We start from the raw sequence: 19,722 nt of genomic DNA on the forward strand, positions 1-19,722 counted from the left end.
AGAAGCCGCAAAGCGACCGCTTCGCCAGTGTGACACCGGCCATGGCGAACCGCGAACCCGCTATCACCCAGCCGACACGATGTCAATATGTCCCATTCGCCCCCCTGTGTGATTCTGGTGAAGGGGAGTGCGCAGTGGCAGCAGGTCGGCACCTCCGATCGGCACCCTCGGCGCGGACGGGAGGTGGCTGCGGACATGCCTCACCACGGCAGCGCCCGGGCCGGACTCTCACAACCGGGGACGGCCGACATCGACGCACCACCGGGGCCGGGGGTTCCCGTGGGCGTCCACGCCCTGGCCTTCGCCGGAACGGCGATGGCCGTGCTCTATGTGCCCGACGTGCCCGGCGCGGATTCCGGTGACCTTCGGTCGGTGGACACGGCGGGATGCGCCCCCGTCGAGTACAGACTGCCGGAGCGCCTGGCCGTGTCCGGCGGCTCGCCCGCGGCCCGCGCCTTCCGCGCCGCCCACCCCGTCTGGCTCGGCCCTGCGGCACTCGCCTCCTGTCCCGAGGGAGGTCCGGTGCCGCCGCGAGCCCGCACGTCACTCGGCGCGTTGCCCCTGGGCACCGAGGGCAGACGGCTCGGCTGCCTCGTCGTGGTGGGCACCGGCGAGAACGGCTTCGAAGCCGAGCAGCAGCGCTTCCTGGAGCGCTACGCCCACGCGGTCGCCGGCGTACTGGAGGCGGAGGCCGAAGGAGGACCGCCGTCGGCACCTCTGGCTTCCGCACTGCGCCGCATGCGCGTCGGCTCCTTCGTCCTGGTGCCGGAAACCGGCGTGATCGACGCGGACGAGACGCTGCGCGAGCTGGTCGGCATCCGGCCGGACGACTTCGACGGCAAGGCGGACTCCCTGCTCGCGCACGCGCTGCCGGAAGACCTGTCCGCGCTGATGTCGGTGCTGGAGCCGTCCCCCCGGACCTCCGGCCGACGGGAACTGGACTTCCGCGTCCGCTGCCCCACCGGTGAGATGCGCTGGCTGAGCCTGAGGTGCCGCGTGACGGCGGGTACGGACGGCCGGCCGGAGCAGGTGCTGGGTGTGGTGACGGCGACCTCGGTCCTGCACCGGGGGGCCGACGACGTCTCCCGGATCCAGTGGCTGACCGCCGCACTCGACGAGGCCGCCACCGTGCGTGACGTCAGCCACGTGGTCGCCCACGCCCTGCGCGAACCCGTGGGCGCCGACCGGGTGGCGCTCGCCGAGCTGCAGGACGAACGGCTCCAGGTCACCCTGCTCGACCCGCCCCAGCCCGACGCCTGGCCGCAGACCTGGCGTCGCCAGTGGCGTTCGGAGTGGCCCGACGCACCCCTCAGTGCCCTGCCCACCCTCCAGACGGCCCTGCGCGACGGACGTATGGACCTGTGGCCGGCGGGCACCGCCGTCGAACCGGGACTCGACGGCATCGGCCCGGGAGGCCTTGCCGTCCTGCCGCTGCCGCCCAAGGGCCGGGCCGTCGGCGTGTGCCTGATCGGCTGGGACCGGCCGCACGAGTTCCTCCCCGAGGAACGGTCGCTGCTCACCGCCACCGCCTCCCTGGCCGGCCAGGCCCTCACCCGCGCCCACGCCCACGACGCCGAACAAGAACTCGCGACGATGTTGCAGCGCAGCCTCCTGCCGCGGCGCCTGCCCGAGCTTCCCGGCGGGATCGCCGTCGCCCGCTATCTGCCCGCCCGCCGAGGGCTGCAGGTGGGCGGGGACTGGTACGACGTGATCGCACTCTCCGAGGACCGGGTGGCGCTGGTCATCGGCGACGTGCAGGGCCACAGCGCCGCAGCCGCGACGATCATGGGACAGATGCGTACCGCGGTCAGGGCGTACGCGGTGGAGGGCCACCCGCCCGACGTGGTCGTCTCGCATGCCAACCGCCTCCTCGTCGGCATGGAGACGGATCTGTTCGCCACCTGCTGCTACGCCGAACTGGACATGGACGAGGGCGACGTCCTGTTCGTCCGGGCCGGGCACATCGCGCCGCTGCTGCGCCATCCCGACGGCAGCGCCGAGGAGGTCGAGGTCGAGGGCGGCCTTCCGCTGGGCATCTCCATGGAGGCGGACTTCCCGATGACAGCGGTGGCACTGGCGCCCGGAATGCTGCTCGCCATGGTCACCGACGGACTGGTCGAGGCCGCCGATCTGCCCCTGGACGAGGGCATGCGCCGCGCCCGCGCCGTCCTCGCCGCGGCCGACCCGTCGGATCCCGGGCGGGTGGCCGACGACCTGCTGGGCGACCACGGTCGTCGTGAGGACGACGTGGCGTTGTTGTTGCTGCGCTACGACGGCATGAAGACCCGGCCCATCCGCTCGGGCTGGGCCGTGTGGCGGCTGCCCGACGCCGTCATGCACGCCCGCCGCTTCACCGCGCGGACGCTGCGCCGCTGGAGGGTCGAGGAGGCCACCGACCCGGTGCTTCTGGTGGTGTCCGAACTCGTCACCAACGCCTTGGTGCACACCCAGGGTCCGGTCCGTCTCGAACTGACGCTCCGCGGTGGCCGGGTGCGTGTCTGCGTGAGCGACTCCTCTCCCCGGGCGCCCGCGAGGCCCGTGATCGTGGACTGGGAGTCGACCGGCGGCCGCGGCCTGCTCCTGGTCGAGGCGGTGTCGGAGTCCTTCGGCACCGTGCCGATGGCCGGCGGCAAGCAGGTGTGCAGCGAGATAGCGGTACCGCGTCGTGAACCCGCTCCTGTGGGCGCGGACGATCCGGGAACCGAGGGCGGTGACCGATCATGACGTATCGCAGGCAACACGTGGCGACTCGTGCGCGGTATGCCGTCGGCGCGCTGCTCGCAGGCCTGCTGACCGTGGCTTCGGCCGCATGTACAGGAAACGGGACAGCCACCCCGGACAGCTTCACCGTCGGCCTGCTGCTGCCGAGCCGGGTGGTGCCACGCTGGGAGAACTCCGACAAGCCGCTGTTCGAGCAGCGGGTGAAACAGCTCTGCCCGCACTGCGAGGTCGCCTACGCGAACGCCGACGACGACCCGACCGCCCAGCGGCAGCAGGTGATCGCCATGATCACCAAGGGGGTCCGGGTCCTCGTCCTCGGCGCCACCGACCACCGGGCGCTGCGCTCCACCGTCCAGGAGGCGCACGACGCGGGCGTGCCCGTCATCGCCTACGACAGGCTCGCCGACGGCCCGATCTCGGGCTACGTCAGCTTCGACGGCGTAGAGGTAGGCACGCTGCAGGGCCAGGCTCTCCTGAAGGCCATGCCCGCGCCGTCCGAGGACAGGACCGTCGTCATGCTCAACGGCGACCCGACCAGTTCCAACGCCGCGTCGTACAAGAGAGGTGCTCTCTCCGTCCTGCAGGGCAAGGTGCGGATCGGCCGGTCCTACAACACCCCGGGCTGGAGCACCGACAACGCCAATGCCAGCATGACCGCCGCCATCTCGGCCCTGGGCCCGGGCCGGATCGACGGCGTCCTGGCCGCCAACGACGCCATCGCCGCAGGCGCCGTCTCCGCGCTCAAGAGCGCCCATGTCCGGCGCCTTCCACCGGTCACCGGCCAGGACGCCGACCTCGAGGCGGTGCGGCGCATCGTCAACGGCGAGCAGACCATGACGGTGTACAAGTCCTTCCGCGCCGAGGCCGAGGCAGCCGCTGCCATGGCCGTCGCTCTGGGCCGCGGCGAGCAGCTGCACACCATCGCCACGACGACGACCGACAGCCCCACCACCCGCCGCATCCCGTCCGTGCTCCTGACCCCCGTGGCCGTGACAACCGCCAACATCCGGCAGACCCTCGTCAAGGACGGCATGTACACCATCGCCCAGATATGCACGCCCCACCTGCGATCCGCCTGCGAAAAGGCGGGGCTGACTCCGTAGCCGGGCCGGGGCCGGTGCGGGACCAAACGAGAAAAGGCCAGGGCAGACAACAGTCTGACCTGGCCTTCCGTGGAGCCGCTTTCGGGATTCGAACCCGAGACCTACGCATTACGAGACCGTCAGGGATCGTGTTGCGTGGTGTTCCGCCGTGCCGCGTAGTGACGTTGTGCCTGATCAGAGCATATGCAGCAGGTTGCCCCGTGCCACCCGATGCGGTGAGCGAGCGCCCAGGCAAGTGGTGAAGTCTCCGCCCGTCGGCCCTCCCTGTACGCATACGCACTGCGCCTGTACCAGTCGGATCCCGACGGTCGGCTGCCTCACGGCGGTTACCTCTTGCCCGACTCACCACAAAGGCGCGCGAGACTGGGTCGGCGCGAGGCAGAAGCAGGCGTGCGCGAGATCCTCGCTCCGCTGCTGTCCCATGCGGACACGGTCCGCGCCGCCGACGAGATCCACCACAGGCTGCACACACTGGACGTTCGGGATCGTCATGTCCGGGCTGCGAAGGCCGATCTGCCCCTGGAAAACACAACGGCAGCCCGAGCTCTGGGCCGCCTTCTGACCCGCACCAGCACCAGCACGCTGACCGTGGACGTCGGCATCGCTCTCCTGGCCCGCCTCGGTGAGCCGGAGGACGTTCCCTGCCTGGCGCCCGGGTGCGTGCGTTCGTCGCGGACGAACAGCCGTATCCCCTTCGATGACCAGGGAGTCTTGTCATCCGCCGACAGTTGAACTCCGGGTCCTCCAGCGGGAAGTGCTGAATTCCCGCTGGAGCGCCCGGAGATCAGTGTGGTGATTCCACCGAGGACCGGTTTTCGAGCCGGATGACGATTTCGGCCACGGTCGTGACGATCAGCAACAGCACGCAGCATGCGAAGCCGAACAGCCCGGCCTCCAGCCAGGGGATCGGACGCCCGTCCATGCACTGCACCTGTTCGCGGGTGCAGCCGCTGTCCGGACTGAGGGGCGGCGACGACACATGGAACCCCATGACGAAGACGAGCATGGACACAACGACGCCGGTGGCCAGCAGGCTCCACCGGATCCACCGCGCTCCCCACCACGACAAGATCCAGCCGACGGCGATCACTCCAGGCAGGATGCAGGCATAACCACTGATCATTCCCACACCGCATCGGTACGCGACATCGAGGTCTGGCCAGTCTGTCGTTGGGTGACGTGGTTGCCCATATCGATCAACCCTACCGAGGGATGTTTGATCGTCGGCAGATCACCCCTGGGCCTCCGGGTCCTGACCTCCAGGCCGAGGTCGAGCCGTTCACCGGGCTTGAGTTTCGTCCTCGTGCTCCAACGGGTCTCGATTAGCGACGCGGTCCGTGTCTGCGACAGAAGCCGTATGCCCGCGTCGTGCGTCCTGTGATTGAGCCGGGCGGTGGTGACACTGACGTCGCGCACGACCTGGGGATCCAGTGCGATGGAGAAGGCCGCGACCGCGGGGACCGGGCCCGGTCCGACGCTCTGCAAGGTGATCTGTACGGGAAAGTAGTACCAGCGCTTGCCGTTCGCCCATTCGTAACGGGTCCACACACCGCTGACCTCCAGTCCCCAGGGTGTGGCGACACCGCCGAACGTGCCCGGCCGACGGGGCCGCAGGCTGAGCCGCCCGCTCGGCTTCACGTTCTTTCGGCCCACGGCGGCGGTCGCGTCCGCGGGCCCGACGACCAGGTCACGCGGATAGAGCACCGGGTATGCGGTGCCCACGACGACCACCGGATCACTGCCTGCGGCGACCGGTTCGGTCAGGGTCACCGTGCAGGTCGCGAGCGCCGTCCTGGGATTGGTGGTGGTGCTGCTCGTGGTGCTCAGCAGGCGGTCGCCGACCGTGGCCACCGCTGCGGGCAGGGGGGAGTACAGGCGGGGATCGTAGGTGAGAGCCACCTCGGTTCCGGCCGGGAGGTCCGCGCCCGCGTGCTTTACCTGCACGGCCAGCTGTCTTGGGAACGCGGCCGGCTGGACGCCGACACCCGGCAGGACCGCCACCGGGCTCGCGCCGACCGGAACCAGCACCGCATCGGGGGCGGAGTCGGCCCATGCCGGGCGGCTCAGGCCGGTGACGGTGACAGTGCCCACGCCCAGGGTGAGACCTCCGAGGACCAGCACCTGCCGACGGGTGACCTTCGAGTCATTCATGTCAAGTCCCTCGCTTCAGGAGCAGTACTGGATGATGGCGTCACGGAACGCCTTGCCCACACCGGTCACCGAGTCGCTGGACATGAACTCAGGGGACGGGCAACTCGCCGATCCGAAGTTCTCGAACCAGAAGGCGGCTCGAATGCCGACCATTTCCGCCGCGGAGTCGCCGCCGATCATGGCGTTCACGAGAGCCGAGGCCAGGGTGTCGGTCGAACTGCCGAACCGGAGCGCGTAGAACGCCTGGCGCCGTGCGGAAGACGTGGCCGGCCCAGCGTAGTTCGCTTTGATACCCGTCGACAGAGCTTGACTGGAGCCCTGCCGGGTGACGTTGCCAAGGACCCATGCGTCGATGTCGGCGAGGAAGTCGCCAAGCGAGAAGTTCGTGTCGTCGCCCTTGCCGGCGATCTTCTGTGCGGCGAAGTCGTACGCCTGGTCGTCGGACAGCCCGCTCTGGTGGAACTGTCCCAGCACACTGACGAGATCGCCGCCCCAGCTGCCGAAGTCCGCAAGGTTGGCCGTGGTGAGGTCGCCCGGGAGACCGGTGGTGAGCACGGCGCCGAAAGACGCGCCGAAGTGATCGATGTCGGAGTCCCACAGCAGGTCGGGGTCGCGCAACGGGGCTGCGAACGGTTCGTCGGGATAGGCGTTCACGAAGTCGATGAAATCCTGGTCGAGCGAACCGAAGACCGTGTCGGAACCCGTGAACTTGTAGAGCCCGTCGCGCGCCCGGAGGTACTGGGCGACCAATTCGGGTGCGGACCGGTCGGTGTGCCCCTGGTCGATCCACTGGCCCGCTCTGGCTTCCAGCCAGATCAGATAGGTGTAGAAGGCGTCGTTGGGATCACGCGGCCGGGTCACGCTGTTGATGCCGGGATCCCTGCCGGAGGCGATGTCGTTGTCGATCTCCACCGCGCCGCTGGTGCCGGAGGCCAGCGTGAAGTCCTTGATCTGGTCGAAGGCCCAGTTGTCCGGGAGCGGGTAACCAAGATTGCCGCTGTAGCCGGTCGACATGCCGCTGACGAAGCTTCGGGTGGTGAGCCCCTCGGCCGCGAGGCGGATGCAGGTGTTGCGGCATCCGTACACACCGATCGCATACTGGCTGCCCATCGCGCTTATTCCGTCACGGACTCCTTGGAAGTGCGGAATGATCGCGCTGGTGATGTCGTCGTCGGTCGCGTCGAAATCGACCGAGAAATAGATGACGGTGCCGTACGGAATTCCGAAGGAGATCGCTGCTTCGGCAGCGTCATTTCCGGCTGCCACACCTTGCGGGTTACTGAAGTCGCTGAGCGCGTTTCCCTCGTCCTGATAGATCGGGAAGAGGGAGAGTCCGTTGTCGAAAATGAGCGCGATCTCGGAGTTGGTCAGAACCTTGTTCGTGCCGCCTATGAGATAGCGGCCGACGGTGGAGTACCCGTTGTCCTTCACCGTCTGGATCGTCGTCGCGTTCAGCGGATACATGCAGTCGAAGGCGGTGCCCTTGCGGTCTGGGTCCCCGGTCGAGACCAGCAGTGACATCCAGGTCTCGTAGTCAGCGGCACCGGTGGCGTCGAGCGAACAGAACTGCTGGAAGCGCGTCACCGTGAAGGCCAGATCGGAGGTGAACGTCCCGCCGCCGTCCCCCCAGTGGTTGTCGTAGTTGTTGAACGCGACGGCACACTGGAACAACCGGACCCATCCGGCGTCCCCCGAGTCCTGCGAGCCGTTGGACACGTAGGCGGTCGTTTTGAGCGCCCCCTCGGTGGTCGGGCCGATGGAGCCGGTCACCTGGCTGTCCGTCAGGCCCATCTGATACTGGATTGCCAGAACCAGGGCCTGTTGCACATTGCGGGAGAAGTGACCGTCGCACGGCCCGATGAAGAACTGGCCCTTCCCGTAGTACGCGTCGTTGAGCCACCGTTGGCACGTCTGGATCATGCTGGAGCCGCCGGACGTGAGCACGTACGCGTCCATGGTCAGCAGCGCCTTGAAGACCTTCGGCTCCACGTTGTAGATCTGGGAGTCCGGCTGCTGCGGGCCCGGCAGGCCCATGTCCGCCACAAGCGCGGTCAGGCCGGCGCCGGTGTCCACGTTGAAGCCACCGTCGATGTCCCCGCCGCTGTAGCCCTTGCAGTAGAGGGCCGCCTCGGCGATCGTCCGCATGTTGATGTTGCCGGAGTCCCGCCCGACCGGGCCGTAGGCGTTCAGGTCCGCCCACGTCGTCGGCCCGAAGTTGTCGGACAGCGTGGTGATGCCGAGTTCGTGCTGGAGCGCCCGGGTGAGGCAGTAGATCGTCTCCCAGCCCGTCATTCCGTTCTCGGTGCACGGGTTGTATCCGGATACACCTTTGTATGTTGCATTGACCCATTGCTGCGCTTTCAGAACCATCTGATCCATAGGGCGGTCCTTCTCCCTGCCAGTGAGCCGATGCGCACGAAGATGGCAGCTCGCTCCATCGCCGCCCCATCGCCAGGCCATCGCCCGGGAGGAGGGCGTCAAGAAAACCCCAAATAATGCCAAAGAGTCATACTCGGGCGCAGAAATGAATCCCGCGCTGCATATAATTTCGCAGGCGCGCACGCGTGGCTTTATCGGCATTCGACGCGCCTTTTGGCTCCACTCCCTGCCGAAAGGATGACCGATGCCCGATTTCGGGATTCTCGGGCAGCCCTACGCCGAGCCTCTCCGGTCCAGTATCGGTGTGAATCGCAGGCGAGAGTGGGTCATTCTCTCCGCTCTGCTGACGCGACCGAACGCGTTCATTTCCACAAATACGCTCATCGACGCGATGTGGGACGACGGCCCCCCACGGACCGCACGCGAGCAGGTGATGAACTGCCTCGGCTCCATCCGGCGCGCGATCGCGTCCTCGTGCGCCGGAGATGTACGTCTCGATCGGGTTCGCGACGGTTACGTGTTCGGCATTGAGGTCGAACGGATCGACCACGTCGTGTTCTCCCGGCTCTGCTCCGAGGCGGAGTCAGCGAAGGCTCTCGGCCGGCAGGAGTCGAGCCGCGGCCTGTACGAACGCGCGCTGGCGTTGTGGCGCGGTGGCGTGTACGACGGGCTCGACGTGCCGAGATTCGCCTCGCATGCGGCGGCGCTGGAGGAGCAGCGGGCGATCGCGGCCGAGGAATACTTCGCCCTGTCGATCGCGACCGGTAACGGCAGCAGAGTGATCCCGCACCTGCTACGGCACGTCGGGGAGCATCCGCTCCGGGAACGCGGAGTCGCCCTTCTGATGTCGGCGCTGCACGACGAGGGCCGCACCCATGACGCCCACGCGGTGTACACGCGTCTCGTCCGCCGGCTGGGGGAGGGGCTCGCGGTCGGCCCCGGCCGCGAGGTCCGCCAGACCCTGGACGTGATCCTCAACAGCACAGTGTCGGTCCCAGCTCCCAGGGCCGACGAGTTCTCAGACGCCGAGATGAGCGCTCGGTCCTGAGATCCGCGCTGCCGAAATGGGGGCATGCCCCGCAGACTGCCCACAGAGACTACGCATCTCCTCTCCCGGTAGCAGAGCGCGGGCATCGCAGGGCCAGACGCCCGCCGCGGGAGCCGCCGGCACGAAGTGCTCCACGCACCAACGCTCCTCGGAGGCGGGGAGCCGTCCTGTGACGGGGGCGATCCGCAGCGCGGGCAGCCGCAGTTCACGCCACAGGTGGCCGGGTCGACGAACGACAGGACGAAGGCATGCGGCTGCCGGAAGGCTGAGACCACGATGCCGGCCGTTCCGTCGGTGCGACGGGAGCACTTCCGTCGGTGCTCCCTTCTTCCCGATCCGACACCGATCGCGCGATTGTCCGGATGGCATAAACCCCATGCGCCAGCACACCTCCACCCGCAAGGTTGAACAGGGAGCCATCGGCACGGTCGCTGCACGCTCGGCCGCCAAATGGCCACCACGTCGAACCGACCGGGCCAAAGCGGATCTACAGCAAGGATCAAAAGACCAGGTCACAGCCCCATGTTCCACAGCGGCCACCGGCCGCCGACTTCAGACCTACGCATTGCGATGCACAGGCCGCAGGTGTCCCATCAGCCCCGATCTCAAGGTCGACAGAAACAAGAAACCCCAGATCATAGGGCTGACCTGGGGTTTGGTGGAGCCGCTTTCGGGATTCGAACCCGAGACCTACGCATTACGAGTGCGTTGCTCTGGCCATCTGAGCTAAAGCGGCGCGTCGCCCGCACTATGGTGCGATCAGCGACGTCGGTAAGTCTACACAGTTTCCGGGGGTGCTCCGTACACGCCCCGGAGCGGGGGCTCCGAGGGCGGTCGCAGGGGCTATGAGCAGCGCTTTCCCTTCGCCGGCGGGGTGCCGTGGAGGAGGTAGGTGTCGATCGCGGAGTCGATGCAGGTGCTGCCCCGGCCGTAGGCGGTGTGGCCGTCGCCGACGTAGGTGAGGAGGCGGCCCGAGGAGAGCTGGCCGGCCAGGGACTGGGCCCAGGGGTAGGGGGTCGCGGGGTCGCGGGTGGTGCCGACCACGACGATGGGGGCAGCGCCCTTCGCCTCGATCCGGTGCGGCTCGCCGGTGGCCCGAACCGGCCAGTACGCGCAGTTCAGCGACGCCCACGCCAGGTTCGGGCCGAACACCGGGGACGCCTTCTCGAACTCGGGCAGTGCCTTCTCGACGCCCTCGGGGCTGGTGAAGGCGGGCGGCAGGTCCAGGCAGTTCACCGCGGCATTGGCGAACATGAGGTTCGAGTAACGGCCGTCCGCGTCCCGCTCGTAGTAGCTGTCGGAGAGGGCGAGCAGACCCGCGCCGTCGTTGTCCTTCATCGCCGTGTGCAGGGCGTCGCGCAGTTGCTCCCACTCGGCCTGGTCGTACATCGCCGCGATCACGCCGGTCGTCGCCAGGGACTCGGTCAGCTTGCGGCCGTCCGGGTCGCCGGTCGGGACGGGGTGCGCGTCCACCTTCTTGAAGAACGTTGCAAGGTTGTCGGCGATCTGCGTCGGCGTGCTGCCCTTGTCGCCGAGCGGGCAGTCGGTGCGCTTCGCGCAGTCCCTGGCGAAGGACTGGAACGCCGTCTCGAACCCCGCCGTCTGCTGGAGGTTCAGCTCGCGCGCCGACAGGGACGGGTTCATCGCACCGTCCAGGACCATCCGGCCGACCCGGCCCGGGAAGAGGCCGGCGTAGGTCGCACCGAGGAAGGTGCCGTAGGACGCCCCGACATAGTTCAGCCTCCGGTCGCCGAGCACCGCCCGCAGGATGTCCATGTCCCGCGCCGAGTCGACGGTGGAGACATGGCGCAGCAGCTGCGCCGAATGCTTCCCGCAGGCCTCCGCGAACGTCTTGAACTCCGCGACCAGGCGGTCCGTCTCCTGCTGGTCGTCGGGGGTCATGTCGGTCTCGCTGAACGTGTCCATCTGCGGCCCGTCCAGGCACTCGACGGGTTCGCTGCGGGCGACTCCACGCGGGTCGACGGCGACCATGTCGTAGCGCGCCCGCACCTCGGCGGGGTAGCCGATGCCGGCGTACTGCTGGAGGTAGTCCACCGCCGAGCCGCCCGGCCCGCCGGGGTTGACCAGCAGCGATCCGAGCGGTTTCGCCTTGCCGGTGGCCTTCTTGCGGGCGACCGCCAGCCGGACGTCACCCGCGCCGGGATCGGCGTAGTCCAGCGGGGCCTTCATCGTCGTGCACTGGAAACCGGGGACGCCGCAGTCGCGCCAGGTGAGCTTCTGGTCGTAGTACGACGCCAGTGCGGACGGTGTCGAGCGGGGAAGTGCGGCCAGCTGGGCGGTGCCGGCCGACGTGGACGCCGACGTCGCCGTCGACGCGTTCCCCGCGGAGGAGCACGCGGAGGCGAGCAGGGCGGCGGCCGCGAGCAGAGCGGCCGCCATCGCCCGGGTGTGGGCCCGGGGTCGAATTGGGGTCCGGCGGGTGATTCGCCTGGTGTGCATCAATCGAGCGTAACGCCGGAAAATGATCTCCGTGCCGTGCGCGGCGACTGTGGCTCGTACGGGTGACCCTGGTCAACGCCGTGCACGTCGGGGCGCGCCGGATGCCGTCGTCAGCCCGCTCTGAGCGCCATCGTCATCGCCTCCACCGCCAGCAGCGGCGCCACGTTCCGGTCGAGGGCGTCCCGGCAGGCGGCGATCGCCTCGATCCGGCGCAGCGTGGCCTCGGGCGAGCCGGCGCGGGCCAGCCGCTCCAGGGAGTCCTCGGCGTCCGCGTTGGCGATCGCGACCCTGGAGCCCAGCTGGAGCGCGAGGACGTCGCGGTAGAAGCCGGTCAGGTCGGTGAGGGCGACGTCGAGGCTGTCGCGCTGGGTCCTGGTGCGGCGGCGCTTCTGCATGTCCTCCAGGTCCTTCATCACGCCTGCCGTGCCACGCGGCAGGCGCCCGCCCTGGGCCGCGCCGAGCGCCGCCTTCAGCTCCTCGGTCTCCTTGCCGTCCATCTCCTCGGCGAGCTGCTTGGCGTCCTCCGCCGCCGCGTCCACCAGCTCCTGGGCGGCCTTCAGGCAGGCGCCGATCTCGTCCAGCCGCAGCGGCAGCTTCAGCACGGCCGCGCGGCGCTCGCGGGCGGCCGGGTCGGTGGCCAGCCGGCGGGCCCGGTCGACGTGCCCCTGGGTGGCGCGGGCCGCGGCTGCGGCAGCTTGCGGCTCGATGCCCTCGCGCCGCACGAGCATGTCGGCGACCGCGTCCACGGAGGGCGTGCGCAGGTTCAGGTGGCGGCAGCGGGAGCGGATCGTGGGCAGCACGTCCTCCAGCGAGGGCGCGCAGAGCAGCCAGACCGTGCGGGGGGCGGGCTCCTCCACGGCCTTGAGGACGGCGTTGGCCGACTTCTCGTTCAGCCGCTCGGCGTCCTCGACCAGGATGATCTGCCAGCGTCCGGTCGCCGGGGACGTGTACGACTTGCGGACGGTGTCACGCATGTCCTTGACCAGGATCTCGGCGCCGACGGCGGCGACCGTCGTGACGTCCGCGTGGGTGCCGACCAGCGCGGTGTGGCAGCCGTCGCAGAAGCCGCAGCCGGGGGCGCCGCCCAGGGCGCGGTCGGGGCTCACGCACTGGAGGGCGGCGGCGAAGGCCCGCGCCGTCTGGTTGCGGCCGGCGCCGGGCGGGCCGGTGAACAGCCAGGCGTGGGTCATTTTCGACGACTCCGGCAGCGGCTGGTCGGTCGCGGCGGCGGTGACGAGGGCGTCGGCGTCCCGGGCGGCGGCGGTGAGCACCTCACTCACCCGCTCCTGCCCGACGAGGTCGTCCCACACGGTCATGGGTCACGCCGCCCTTTCGTCATGTCGATATCGCCGTACGTACCGGTTGGAAGATCCGGGCGCACCGGCTTCCGCCGTCGAAGTCCGCCGGTTCTGCGGTCCGGACTCCATTGTGCGGGTGCCCACTGACAACGGGGGCGGTGCCGGTCGGCATCCCGACCCGCACCGCCCCCGCCGCACCCGAGCTCTCAGCCGCGCCGACCGCGGCCCCGGCGGCCGCGCTCGTCGTCGTACTCCGGCTCCTCGTACGACCCCAGCAGCTCGTCCGCCAGCGACGGCAGGTCGTCCAGCGGGGTCTCCTCGGCCCAGTCGGGCCGGGGGCGCCGGCGCGGCGCCGGCTCCTCGGCGGCGCCGTCCGCGTCGACCTGTGGCATCTCGCGGGTGCGGCCCTCGGAGCCGTCGGGGTTCCCGCCCGCCCGCTCGTCCCGGAAGAAGCCGGGCGGCATCCGGTCCGCCGGGGCGTCGGTGGGCGCCTCCGCGTCGTCCCGCACGGGAGGCAGCACAGCGGTCTCGTCGGCCGCGCCCGCGGGCCGCACCGGCGGCAGTACGGCGGTCTCCTCGGCCGCGCCCACGGGAGGCAGCACCGCCGTCTCGTCCGCGGCACCCGCCGGTACCGGCGGCAGCACGGCCGTCTCGTCCGCCGCCCCCGCGGGCCGCACCGGCGGCTGCGGCAGCTGCGCCGTCACCTCGGCCTCGGACTCGCGGGCCGCGGGTGCCTGCTCGTCCCGTACCGGACGCAGCACCTTCGTCTCGTCGTCACGCGCGTCCGGCTTCACCACCGGCGTCGGCATGGTCGTCGCCTCCGGTGTGACGCCCGGAGCCGTCGGCTGCCGTACGGCGGACTGCTGGGCGGCCACGTCGGCCGCTGCCGCCGCCTCCGCCGCGGCCCTCCGCGCCTGCTCGGCCTTGAGGAGGGCCTCCTCGGCCTTGCGCTGCTTCTCCAGGCGCCGTTCCTCGGCCTCGGCGCGCAGCCGGGCCTCCTCCTCGGCCTGCCTGCGGCGCTGTTCCTCCTCGGCCTTGCGGCGGGCCTCGGCCTCCGCGCGGGCCTTCTCCTCGGCGAGCAGCCGGGCCTGCTCCTCCTCGGCACGGCGACGGGCCTCCTCGGCACGCAGCCGGGCCTCCTCCGCCTGCCGTTCGGCCTCGCGGCGCTGCGCCTCCTCCAGCTCGCGGCGCTTGCGCTCCTCCTCCTCGGCACGGAGCTTGGCGAGCTGTTCCTGGCGCTCGCGCTCCAGGCGCTCCTCCTCGGCCTTGCGCGCGGCCTCTTCCTCGGCCTTGCGGCGGGCCTCCTCCTCGGCCTTCTTGCGCGCCTCCTCGGCGGCCTTGACCTCGGCCTCGGAGAGCGGCAGCACGGTGTCGAGCCGGGCCCGGATGACGGTGGTCACCGACTCGGGCTCCTGGCCGGCGTCGACCACCAGGTAGCGGCCGGGGTCGGAGGCGGCGAGGGTGAGGAAGCCGGCCCGCACGCGCGCGTGGAACTCGGCGGGCTCGGACTCCAGCCGGTCGGGCGCCTCGGTGAACCGCTCGCGGGCGGTCTCCGGCTCCACGTCCAGCAGGACGGTCAGGTGCGGGACGAGTCCTGCGGTCGCCCAGCGGTTGATGCGGGCGACCTCGGTCGGGGACAGGTCGCGGCCGGCGCCCTGGTAGGCCACGGAGGAGTCGATGTACCGGTCGGAGATGACGACCGCGCCACGCTCCAGGGCGGGCCGGACGACGGTGTCGACGTGTTCCGCACGGTCGGCCGCGTACAGCAGGGCCTCCGCGCGGTGCGACAGACCGGCGGACGAGACGTCGAGGAGGATGGAGCGCAGCCGCTTGCCGACCGGGGTGGCGCCGGGTTCGCGGGTGAGGACGACCTCGTGGCCCTTGGCACGGATCCACTCGGCGAGCGCCTCGGCCTGGGTGGACTTGCCGGCGCCGTCGCCGCCCTCCAGGGCGATGAAGAAGCCGTTGGCCGTGGGTGTCTGCGCCGGGTCGTCGCCGCCGAGCAGGGCGTCCCGCAGGTCGTGGCGGAGCGGTACGCCCGCGCGGTCGTCGACCTTGGCGAGCACCACCGCGGCCACCGGCAGCAGCAGCGCGCCGACCAGCATCAGCGTGAACGCGGCTCCGCCGTGCGCGAACACGAACTTGCCGTTCTCCAGGCGGTGCGGTCCGATCAGCCCGGCCACCAGCGGGGCGACCAGCGCGCCGAGCGCTATGGCGACCCGGACCACCGCGTGCAGATGCTCGGTCGTCCGGGCCCGGCGGGAGTCCTCGGTCTCCTGGTCGAGCAGGGTGTGCCCGGTGTTGGCGGCCACGCCCGCGCCGATGCCGGCCAGCGCGACGATCAGGAGCACGGTGGTGACGTCGGGAACCAGGCCCGCGGCCAGCAGCGCGATGCCGGTGAAGGCGATCGCCAGGGACAGCAGGCGGCGGCGGGAGAGCGTCGGGAGCAGCGCGGGAGCCGTACGGATGCCGACGGCGACCCCGCCGGTCAGGGCGAGCACCAGCAGGCCGTACAGGACCGGGCCGCCGCCCAGGTCCCTGGCGTGCAGCACCGACACGGCCACGGCGGCGGAGATGGCACCGGCGACCGCGGCGCAGGCCAGCACCAGGAGCGGGATGGCGCCGGTGCGGCCGGTGTCGGTGCCGTCGGCGGTCTTGGGGCGGCGCAGGCCCTCCAGCGGCGACCGCGCGCGCGGGGTGCGGGTGCCGGGCACCTCCAGGTAGACCAGCACCGAGAGGGACGCGGCGAACAGGCCGGCCGCCAGGTACGAGCCGAGGGCGGCCTGGTGCTGGGCGAACCAGGCGATGCCCGTGCCCAGCAGGTTGTTGACCAGCGACGCGACGACCAGGGCGGCGGCCGCGAGCGGGATCGCGAGGAACGTCGTCCGCAGCGAGAGGCGGCGCAGGGCGTCCAGGTGGTCGGGCAGCGGCCGGACCGTCGCGCCCTCCGGGGGCGGGGCGGGCAGCAGCGCGGGGGCCGCGCTCTCCCGGCAGACGGTCCAGAAGCGCTCGGCGATCCCGGTGGCGAAGGCCGTCGCCAGGACGAGCGTCAGGGCGTTCGCCGGGGTCCAGTCGATCCACAGGGGCGCGATGATCAGCAGGACGGTGCGCAGGCCGTCGGCGCCGACCATGGTCCAGCGGCGGTCGAGCGGGCCGTCCTGCGCGGTCAGCGTGGTGAGCGGGCCCAGCAGGACCGCGCCGAAGAGCAGGGTGGCGAGAATGCGCACCCCGAAGACGACGGTCACCGCGAGCGCGGCACCGCGGTAGCCGCCGCCGAAGGAGCCCTGGGCGACGGCTGCCTGGAGCGTGAGCACGACAAGCACCAGCAGCGCGAGGCTGTCACCGATCCCGCTCACGAGCTGGGCGCCCCACAAGCGCCTCAGTTCGGGTCGGCGCAGCAGAGAGCGGACGGCGCGCTCGCGGGAATCCGCTACCAGCGCGTCGTCCGGGTCTGTCTGGGGGGCCGTTGGCTGCTCGGCTCGCGTCATGCTTTCAGCCTATCGGCAGCCACCGACAGCCCGCGGCGACCGTCCACAGGTACGCACGCCCCGACACCAAGTTGATGCCGGGGCGTGCACAATGCGAAGCCGATGTGAGGACCTGAGGGCGCTCCAGCGGTACCGGGACGCCCGGAGCCGGTCCGGGGACGGCCGGCTCACACCTGCACGACCGCCCACGACCGCCCACGACCGCCCCGAAGACGAGCCTGCTCAGTCCTCCGTGGCCGTCTTGGAGGCCGTCGCCTTCTTGGCGGGCGCCTTCTTCGCGGCCGTCGTCGTCTTCTTCGTGGCGGTCTTCTTGGCCGCCGCCTTCTTCGCCGGCGCGGCCTTCTTGGCGACCGCGGCCTTCTTCGCGGGCGCCTTCTTCGCCGTCTTCTTGGCGGGCGCCTTGGCCCGCTTCTCGGCGAGCAGCTCGTAGCCGCGCTCCGGGGTGATCGTCTCGACGCTGTCGCCGGAGCGCAGGGTCGCGTTGGTCTCCCCGTCGGTGACGTACGGCCCGAAACGGCCGTCCTTGACCACGACCGGCTTCTCGCTGACCGGGTCGGTGCCCAGCTCCTTCAGCGGCGGCTTGGCGGCGGCCCGGCCGCGCTGCTTGGGCTGGGCGTAGATCGCCAGCGCCTCTTCGAGGGTGATCGTGAAGAGCTGGTCCTCGGAGGTGAGCGACCGCGAGTCCGTGCCCTTCTTCAGGTACGGCCCGTAGCGCCCGTTCTGCGCGGTGATCTCCTGGCCCTCGGCGTCGGCGCCGACGACGCGCGGCAGCGACATCAGCTGGAGCGCGTCCGCCAGCGTGACCGTGTCCAGGGACATGGTCTTGAAGAGCGAGGCCGTGCGCGGCTTGACCGCGTTCTTGCCGGTCTTCGGGGTGCCCTCGGGGAGCACCTCGGTGACGTACGGGCCGTAGCGGCCGTCCCGGGCGATGATCTGGTGGCCGGTCTCCGGGTCGGCGCCCAGCTCGAAGTCGCCGCTCGGCTTGGCGAGCAGTTCCTCCGCGAGTTCGACGGAGAGCTCGTCGGGAGCCAGGTCCTCCGGCACGTCGGCGCGCTGGTGGCCTTCCGCGTCCTTCTCGCCGCGCTCGATGTACGGGCCGTAGCGGCCGACCCGCAGCACGATGTTGTTGCCCACCGGGAACGACGACACCTCGCGGGCGTCGATCGCGCCCAGGTCGGTCACCAGCTCCTTGAGGCCGCCGAGGTGGTCCCCGTCGCCGTTGCCCGCGTCGGCCGCGCCGCCGGTGGCGGTGTCCTCGCCGCCCTCGCCGAAGTAGAAGCGCTTCAGCCACGGCACGGCCTGCGCCTGACCTGCGGCGATGCGGTCGAGGTCGTCCTCCATCCGGGCGGTGAAGTCGTAGTCGACCAGTCGGCCGAAGTGCTTCTCCAGGAGGTTGACCACGGCGAAGGAGAGGAAGGACGGCACGAGGGCCGTGCCCTTCTTGAAGACGTAGCCGCGGTCCAGGATCGTGCCGATGATCGACGCGTACGTCGACGGGCGGCCGATCTCGCGCTCTTCCAGCTCCTTGACCAGCGAGGCCTCGGTGTAGCGGGCCGGGGGCTTGGTGGCGTGCCCGTCGACCGTGATCTCCTCGGCGGACAGCGGGTCGCCCTCGGCGACCTGCGGCAGCCGACGCTCGCGGTCGTCCAGCTCGGCGTTCGGGTCGTCGGCGCCCTCGACGTAGGCCTTGAGGAAGCCGTGGAAGGTGATCGTCTTGCCGGAGGCGCTGAACTCGACGTCCCGGCCGTCGGCGGCGGTGCCGGCGATCTTGACCGTGACGCTGTTGCCGGTCGCGTCCTTCATCTGGGAGGCGACGGTCCGCTTCCAGATCAGCTCGTAGAGCTTGAACTGGTCACCGGTGAGTCCGGTCTCGGCGGGCGTGCGGAAACGATCACCCGAGGGGCGGATCGCCTCGTGCGCCTCCTGCGCGTTCTTGACCTTCGCGGCGTACGTCCGCGGGGCCGAGGGCAGGTAGTCGGCGCCGTAGAGCTGCGTGACCTGGGCGCGGGCGGCCGCGATCGCGGTGTCGCTCAGCGTCGTGGAGTCGGTACGCATGTACGTGATGTAGCCGTTCTCGTACAGCTTCTGCGCCACCTGCATGGTGGCCTTCGCGCCGAAGCCGAGCTTGCGCGAGGCCTCCTGCTGGAGGGTCGTCGTACGGAACGGGGCGTAGGGCGAGCGGCGGTACGGCTTGGACTCGACCGAACGGACCGAGAACCGGGTGTTCTCCAGGGCGGCGGCGAGCGCGCGGGCGTTCGCCTCGTCGAGGTGGAGGGTGTTCGCGGTCTTGAGCTGCCCGAGCGAGTCGAAGTCGCGGCCCTGGGCGACGCGCTTGCCCTCGACGGCCTGGAGGCGGGCGACCAGGGCGGACGGGTCGCTCGGGTCCCCTGCCCGGCCGGTCCCGAAGGTGCCGGTCAGGTCCCAGTACTCGGCGGACCGGAACGCGATGCGCTCCCGCTCCCGCTCCACCACGAGCCGGGTCGCCACGGACTGGACACGGCCGGCGGACAGGCGCGGCATGACCTTCTTCCACAGGACCGGCGAGACCTCGTAGCCGTAGAGGCGGTCGAGGATGCGGCGGGTCTCCTGGGCGTCGACGAGCTTCTGGTTGAGCTGGCGCGGGTTGGCGACGGCGGCCCGGATCGCGTCCTTGGTGATCTCGTGGAAGACCATCCGCTTGACGGGGATCTTCGGCTTGAGGACCTCCTGGAGGTGCCAGGCGATGGCCTCGCCCTCGCGGTCCTCATCGGTGGCGAGGAAGAGCTCGTCGGACTCCTTCAGCAGGTCCTTGAGCTTCTTGACCTGCGCCTTTTTGTCGGCGTTGATCACATAGATGGGCTGGAAGTCGTGTTCGACGTCCACGCCGAGGCGCCGGACCTCGCCGGTGTACTGCTCGGGCACCTCCGCGGCGCCGTTGGGAAGGTCACGGATGTGCCCGACGCTCGCTTCGACGACGTATCCGGGGCCCAGATAGCCCTTGATCGTCTTCGCCTTGGCAGGGGACTCGACGATGACGAGTCGGCGGCCGCCCTGTGCGGTCTCGCTGGTCGGGGACAACTTCGCTCTTCTCTCCG

11 protein-coding genes and 1 tRNA gene are annotated in these 19,722 nt (G+C 70.5%); 4 read left to right on the forward strand and 8 right to left on the reverse strand.

The window, feature by feature from the left end; genetic code table 11:
* Window positions 1–195: 195 nt before the first annotated feature.
* The 3 genes from ACIQVL_RS45275 (at window position 196) to ACIQVL_RS45285 (ending at window position 4,556) form a co-directional block, all read left to right on the forward strand.
* Window positions 196–2,724, forward strand: a complete 2,529-nt coding sequence (locus ACIQVL_RS45275) for a SpoIIE family protein phosphatase (RefSeq protein WP_403478438.1) — start codon at window positions 196–198, stop codon at window positions 2,722–2,724.
* A 17-nt stretch (window positions 2,725–2,741) separates the two neighbouring features.
* A complete protein-coding gene (locus ACIQVL_RS45280; protein WP_403478439.1) occupies window positions 2,742–3,824 on the forward strand; it encodes a sugar ABC transporter substrate-binding protein in 1,083 nt (360 codons plus the stop codon).
* Between the two features lie 390 nt (window positions 3,825–4,214).
* Window positions 4,215–4,556, forward strand: a complete 342-nt coding sequence (locus ACIQVL_RS45285; protein WP_403478440.1) for a hypothetical protein — start codon at window positions 4,215–4,217, stop codon at window positions 4,554–4,556.
* A gap of 52 nt (window positions 4,557–4,608) precedes the next feature.
* Here ACIQVL_RS45285 and ACIQVL_RS45290 read toward each other — a convergent pair whose 3' ends face one another.
* The 3 genes from ACIQVL_RS45290 to ACIQVL_RS45300 form a co-directional block, all read right to left on the reverse strand.
* The gene (locus ACIQVL_RS45290) at window positions 4,609–4,953 is read right to left on the reverse strand and encodes a hypothetical protein (protein WP_403442106.1); all 345 of its coding nucleotides are present in this window, start codon (window positions 4,951–4,953) and stop codon (window positions 4,609–4,611) included.
* Window positions 4,944–5,915, reverse strand: coding sequence for a hypothetical protein (locus ACIQVL_RS45295; protein WP_403442109.1), 972 nt, complete (start codon window positions 5,913–5,915; stop codon window positions 4,944–4,946). Before ACIQVL_RS45295 ends, ACIQVL_RS45290 begins: the two co-directional genes overlap by 10 nt.
* Before the next feature lie 75 nt (window positions 5,916–5,990).
* Window positions 5,991–8,354 (reverse strand): glycoside hydrolase domain-containing protein, encoded by a 2,364-nt coding sequence (locus tag ACIQVL_RS45300; protein WP_403442112.1) that lies wholly within the window; start codon window positions 8,352–8,354, stop codon window positions 5,991–5,993.
* Between the two features lie 244 nt (window positions 8,355–8,598).
* Here ACIQVL_RS45300 and ACIQVL_RS45305 point away from each other — a divergent pair, with 244 nt between their 5' ends.
* Entirely contained in the window at window positions 8,599–9,402 is an 804-nt protein-coding gene (locus ACIQVL_RS45305; RefSeq protein ID WP_403442115.1) for a BTAD domain-containing putative transcriptional regulator, read from the forward strand.
* Window positions 9,403–10,061: 659 nt separating this feature from the next.
* Here the strand turns inward: ACIQVL_RS45305 and ACIQVL_RS45310 are convergent.
* The 5 genes from ACIQVL_RS45310 to topA form a co-directional block, all read right to left on the reverse strand.
* Window positions 10,062–10,138, reverse strand: a tRNA-Thr gene (locus ACIQVL_RS45310).
* Window positions 10,139–10,245: 107 nt separating this feature from the next.
* Window positions 10,246–11,862, reverse strand: a complete 1,617-nt coding sequence (locus ACIQVL_RS45315; protein WP_403478441.1) for an alpha/beta hydrolase — start codon at window positions 11,860–11,862, stop codon at window positions 10,246–10,248.
* Between the two features lie 110 nt (window positions 11,863–11,972).
* Complete coding sequence (locus ACIQVL_RS45320) at window positions 11,973–13,178, reverse strand: DNA polymerase III subunit delta' (RefSeq protein ID WP_403442120.1); 1,206 nt, start codon at window positions 13,176–13,178, stop codon at window positions 11,973–11,975.
* Between the two features lie 188 nt (window positions 13,179–13,366).
* Window positions 13,367–16,648 (reverse strand): dTMP kinase, encoded by a 3,282-nt coding sequence (gene tmk / locus ACIQVL_RS45325; protein ID WP_403478442.1) that lies wholly within the window; start codon window positions 16,646–16,648, stop codon window positions 13,367–13,369.
* Window positions 16,649–16,870: 222 nt separating this feature from the next.
* On the reverse strand, window positions 16,871–19,705 hold the full coding sequence (gene topA, locus ACIQVL_RS45330) for a type I DNA topoisomerase (RefSeq protein WP_403478443.1): 2,835 nt from the start codon (window positions 19,703–19,705) through the stop codon (window positions 16,871–16,873).
* Window positions 19,706–19,722: the final 17 nt, after the last annotated feature.

The sequence above is a fragment of the Streptomyces sp. NPDC090499 genome (genome assembly GCF_044769305.1).
Classification (GTDB): Bacteria; Actinomycetota; Actinomycetes; order Streptomycetales; family Streptomycetaceae; genus Streptomyces.

Bases quoted from the DNA above. Each gene is read 5' to 3' on its own strand.
- ACIQVL_RS45275 (WP_403478438.1), top strand. From the start codon at position 196: ATGCCTCACCACGGCAGCGCCCGGGCCGGACTCTCACAACCGGGGACG.
- ACIQVL_RS45300 (WP_403442112.1), bottom strand. From the start codon at position 8,354: ATGGATCAGATGGTTCTGAAAGCGCAGCAATGGGTCAATGCAACATAC.
- ACIQVL_RS45305 (WP_403442115.1), top strand. From the start codon at position 8,599: ATGCCCGATTTCGGGATTCTCGGGCAGCCCTACGCCGAGCCTCTCCGG.
- ACIQVL_RS45315 (WP_403478441.1), bottom strand. From the start codon at position 11,862: ATGCACACCAGGCGAATCACCCGCCGGACCCCAATTCGACCCCGGGCC.
- ACIQVL_RS45320 (WP_403442120.1), bottom strand. From the start codon at position 13,178: ATGACCGTGTGGGACGACCTCGTCGGGCAGGAGCGGGTGAGTGAGGTG.
- tmk (WP_403478442.1), bottom strand. From the start codon at position 16,648: ATGACGCGAGCCGAGCAGCCAACGGCCCCCCAGACAGACCCGGACGAC.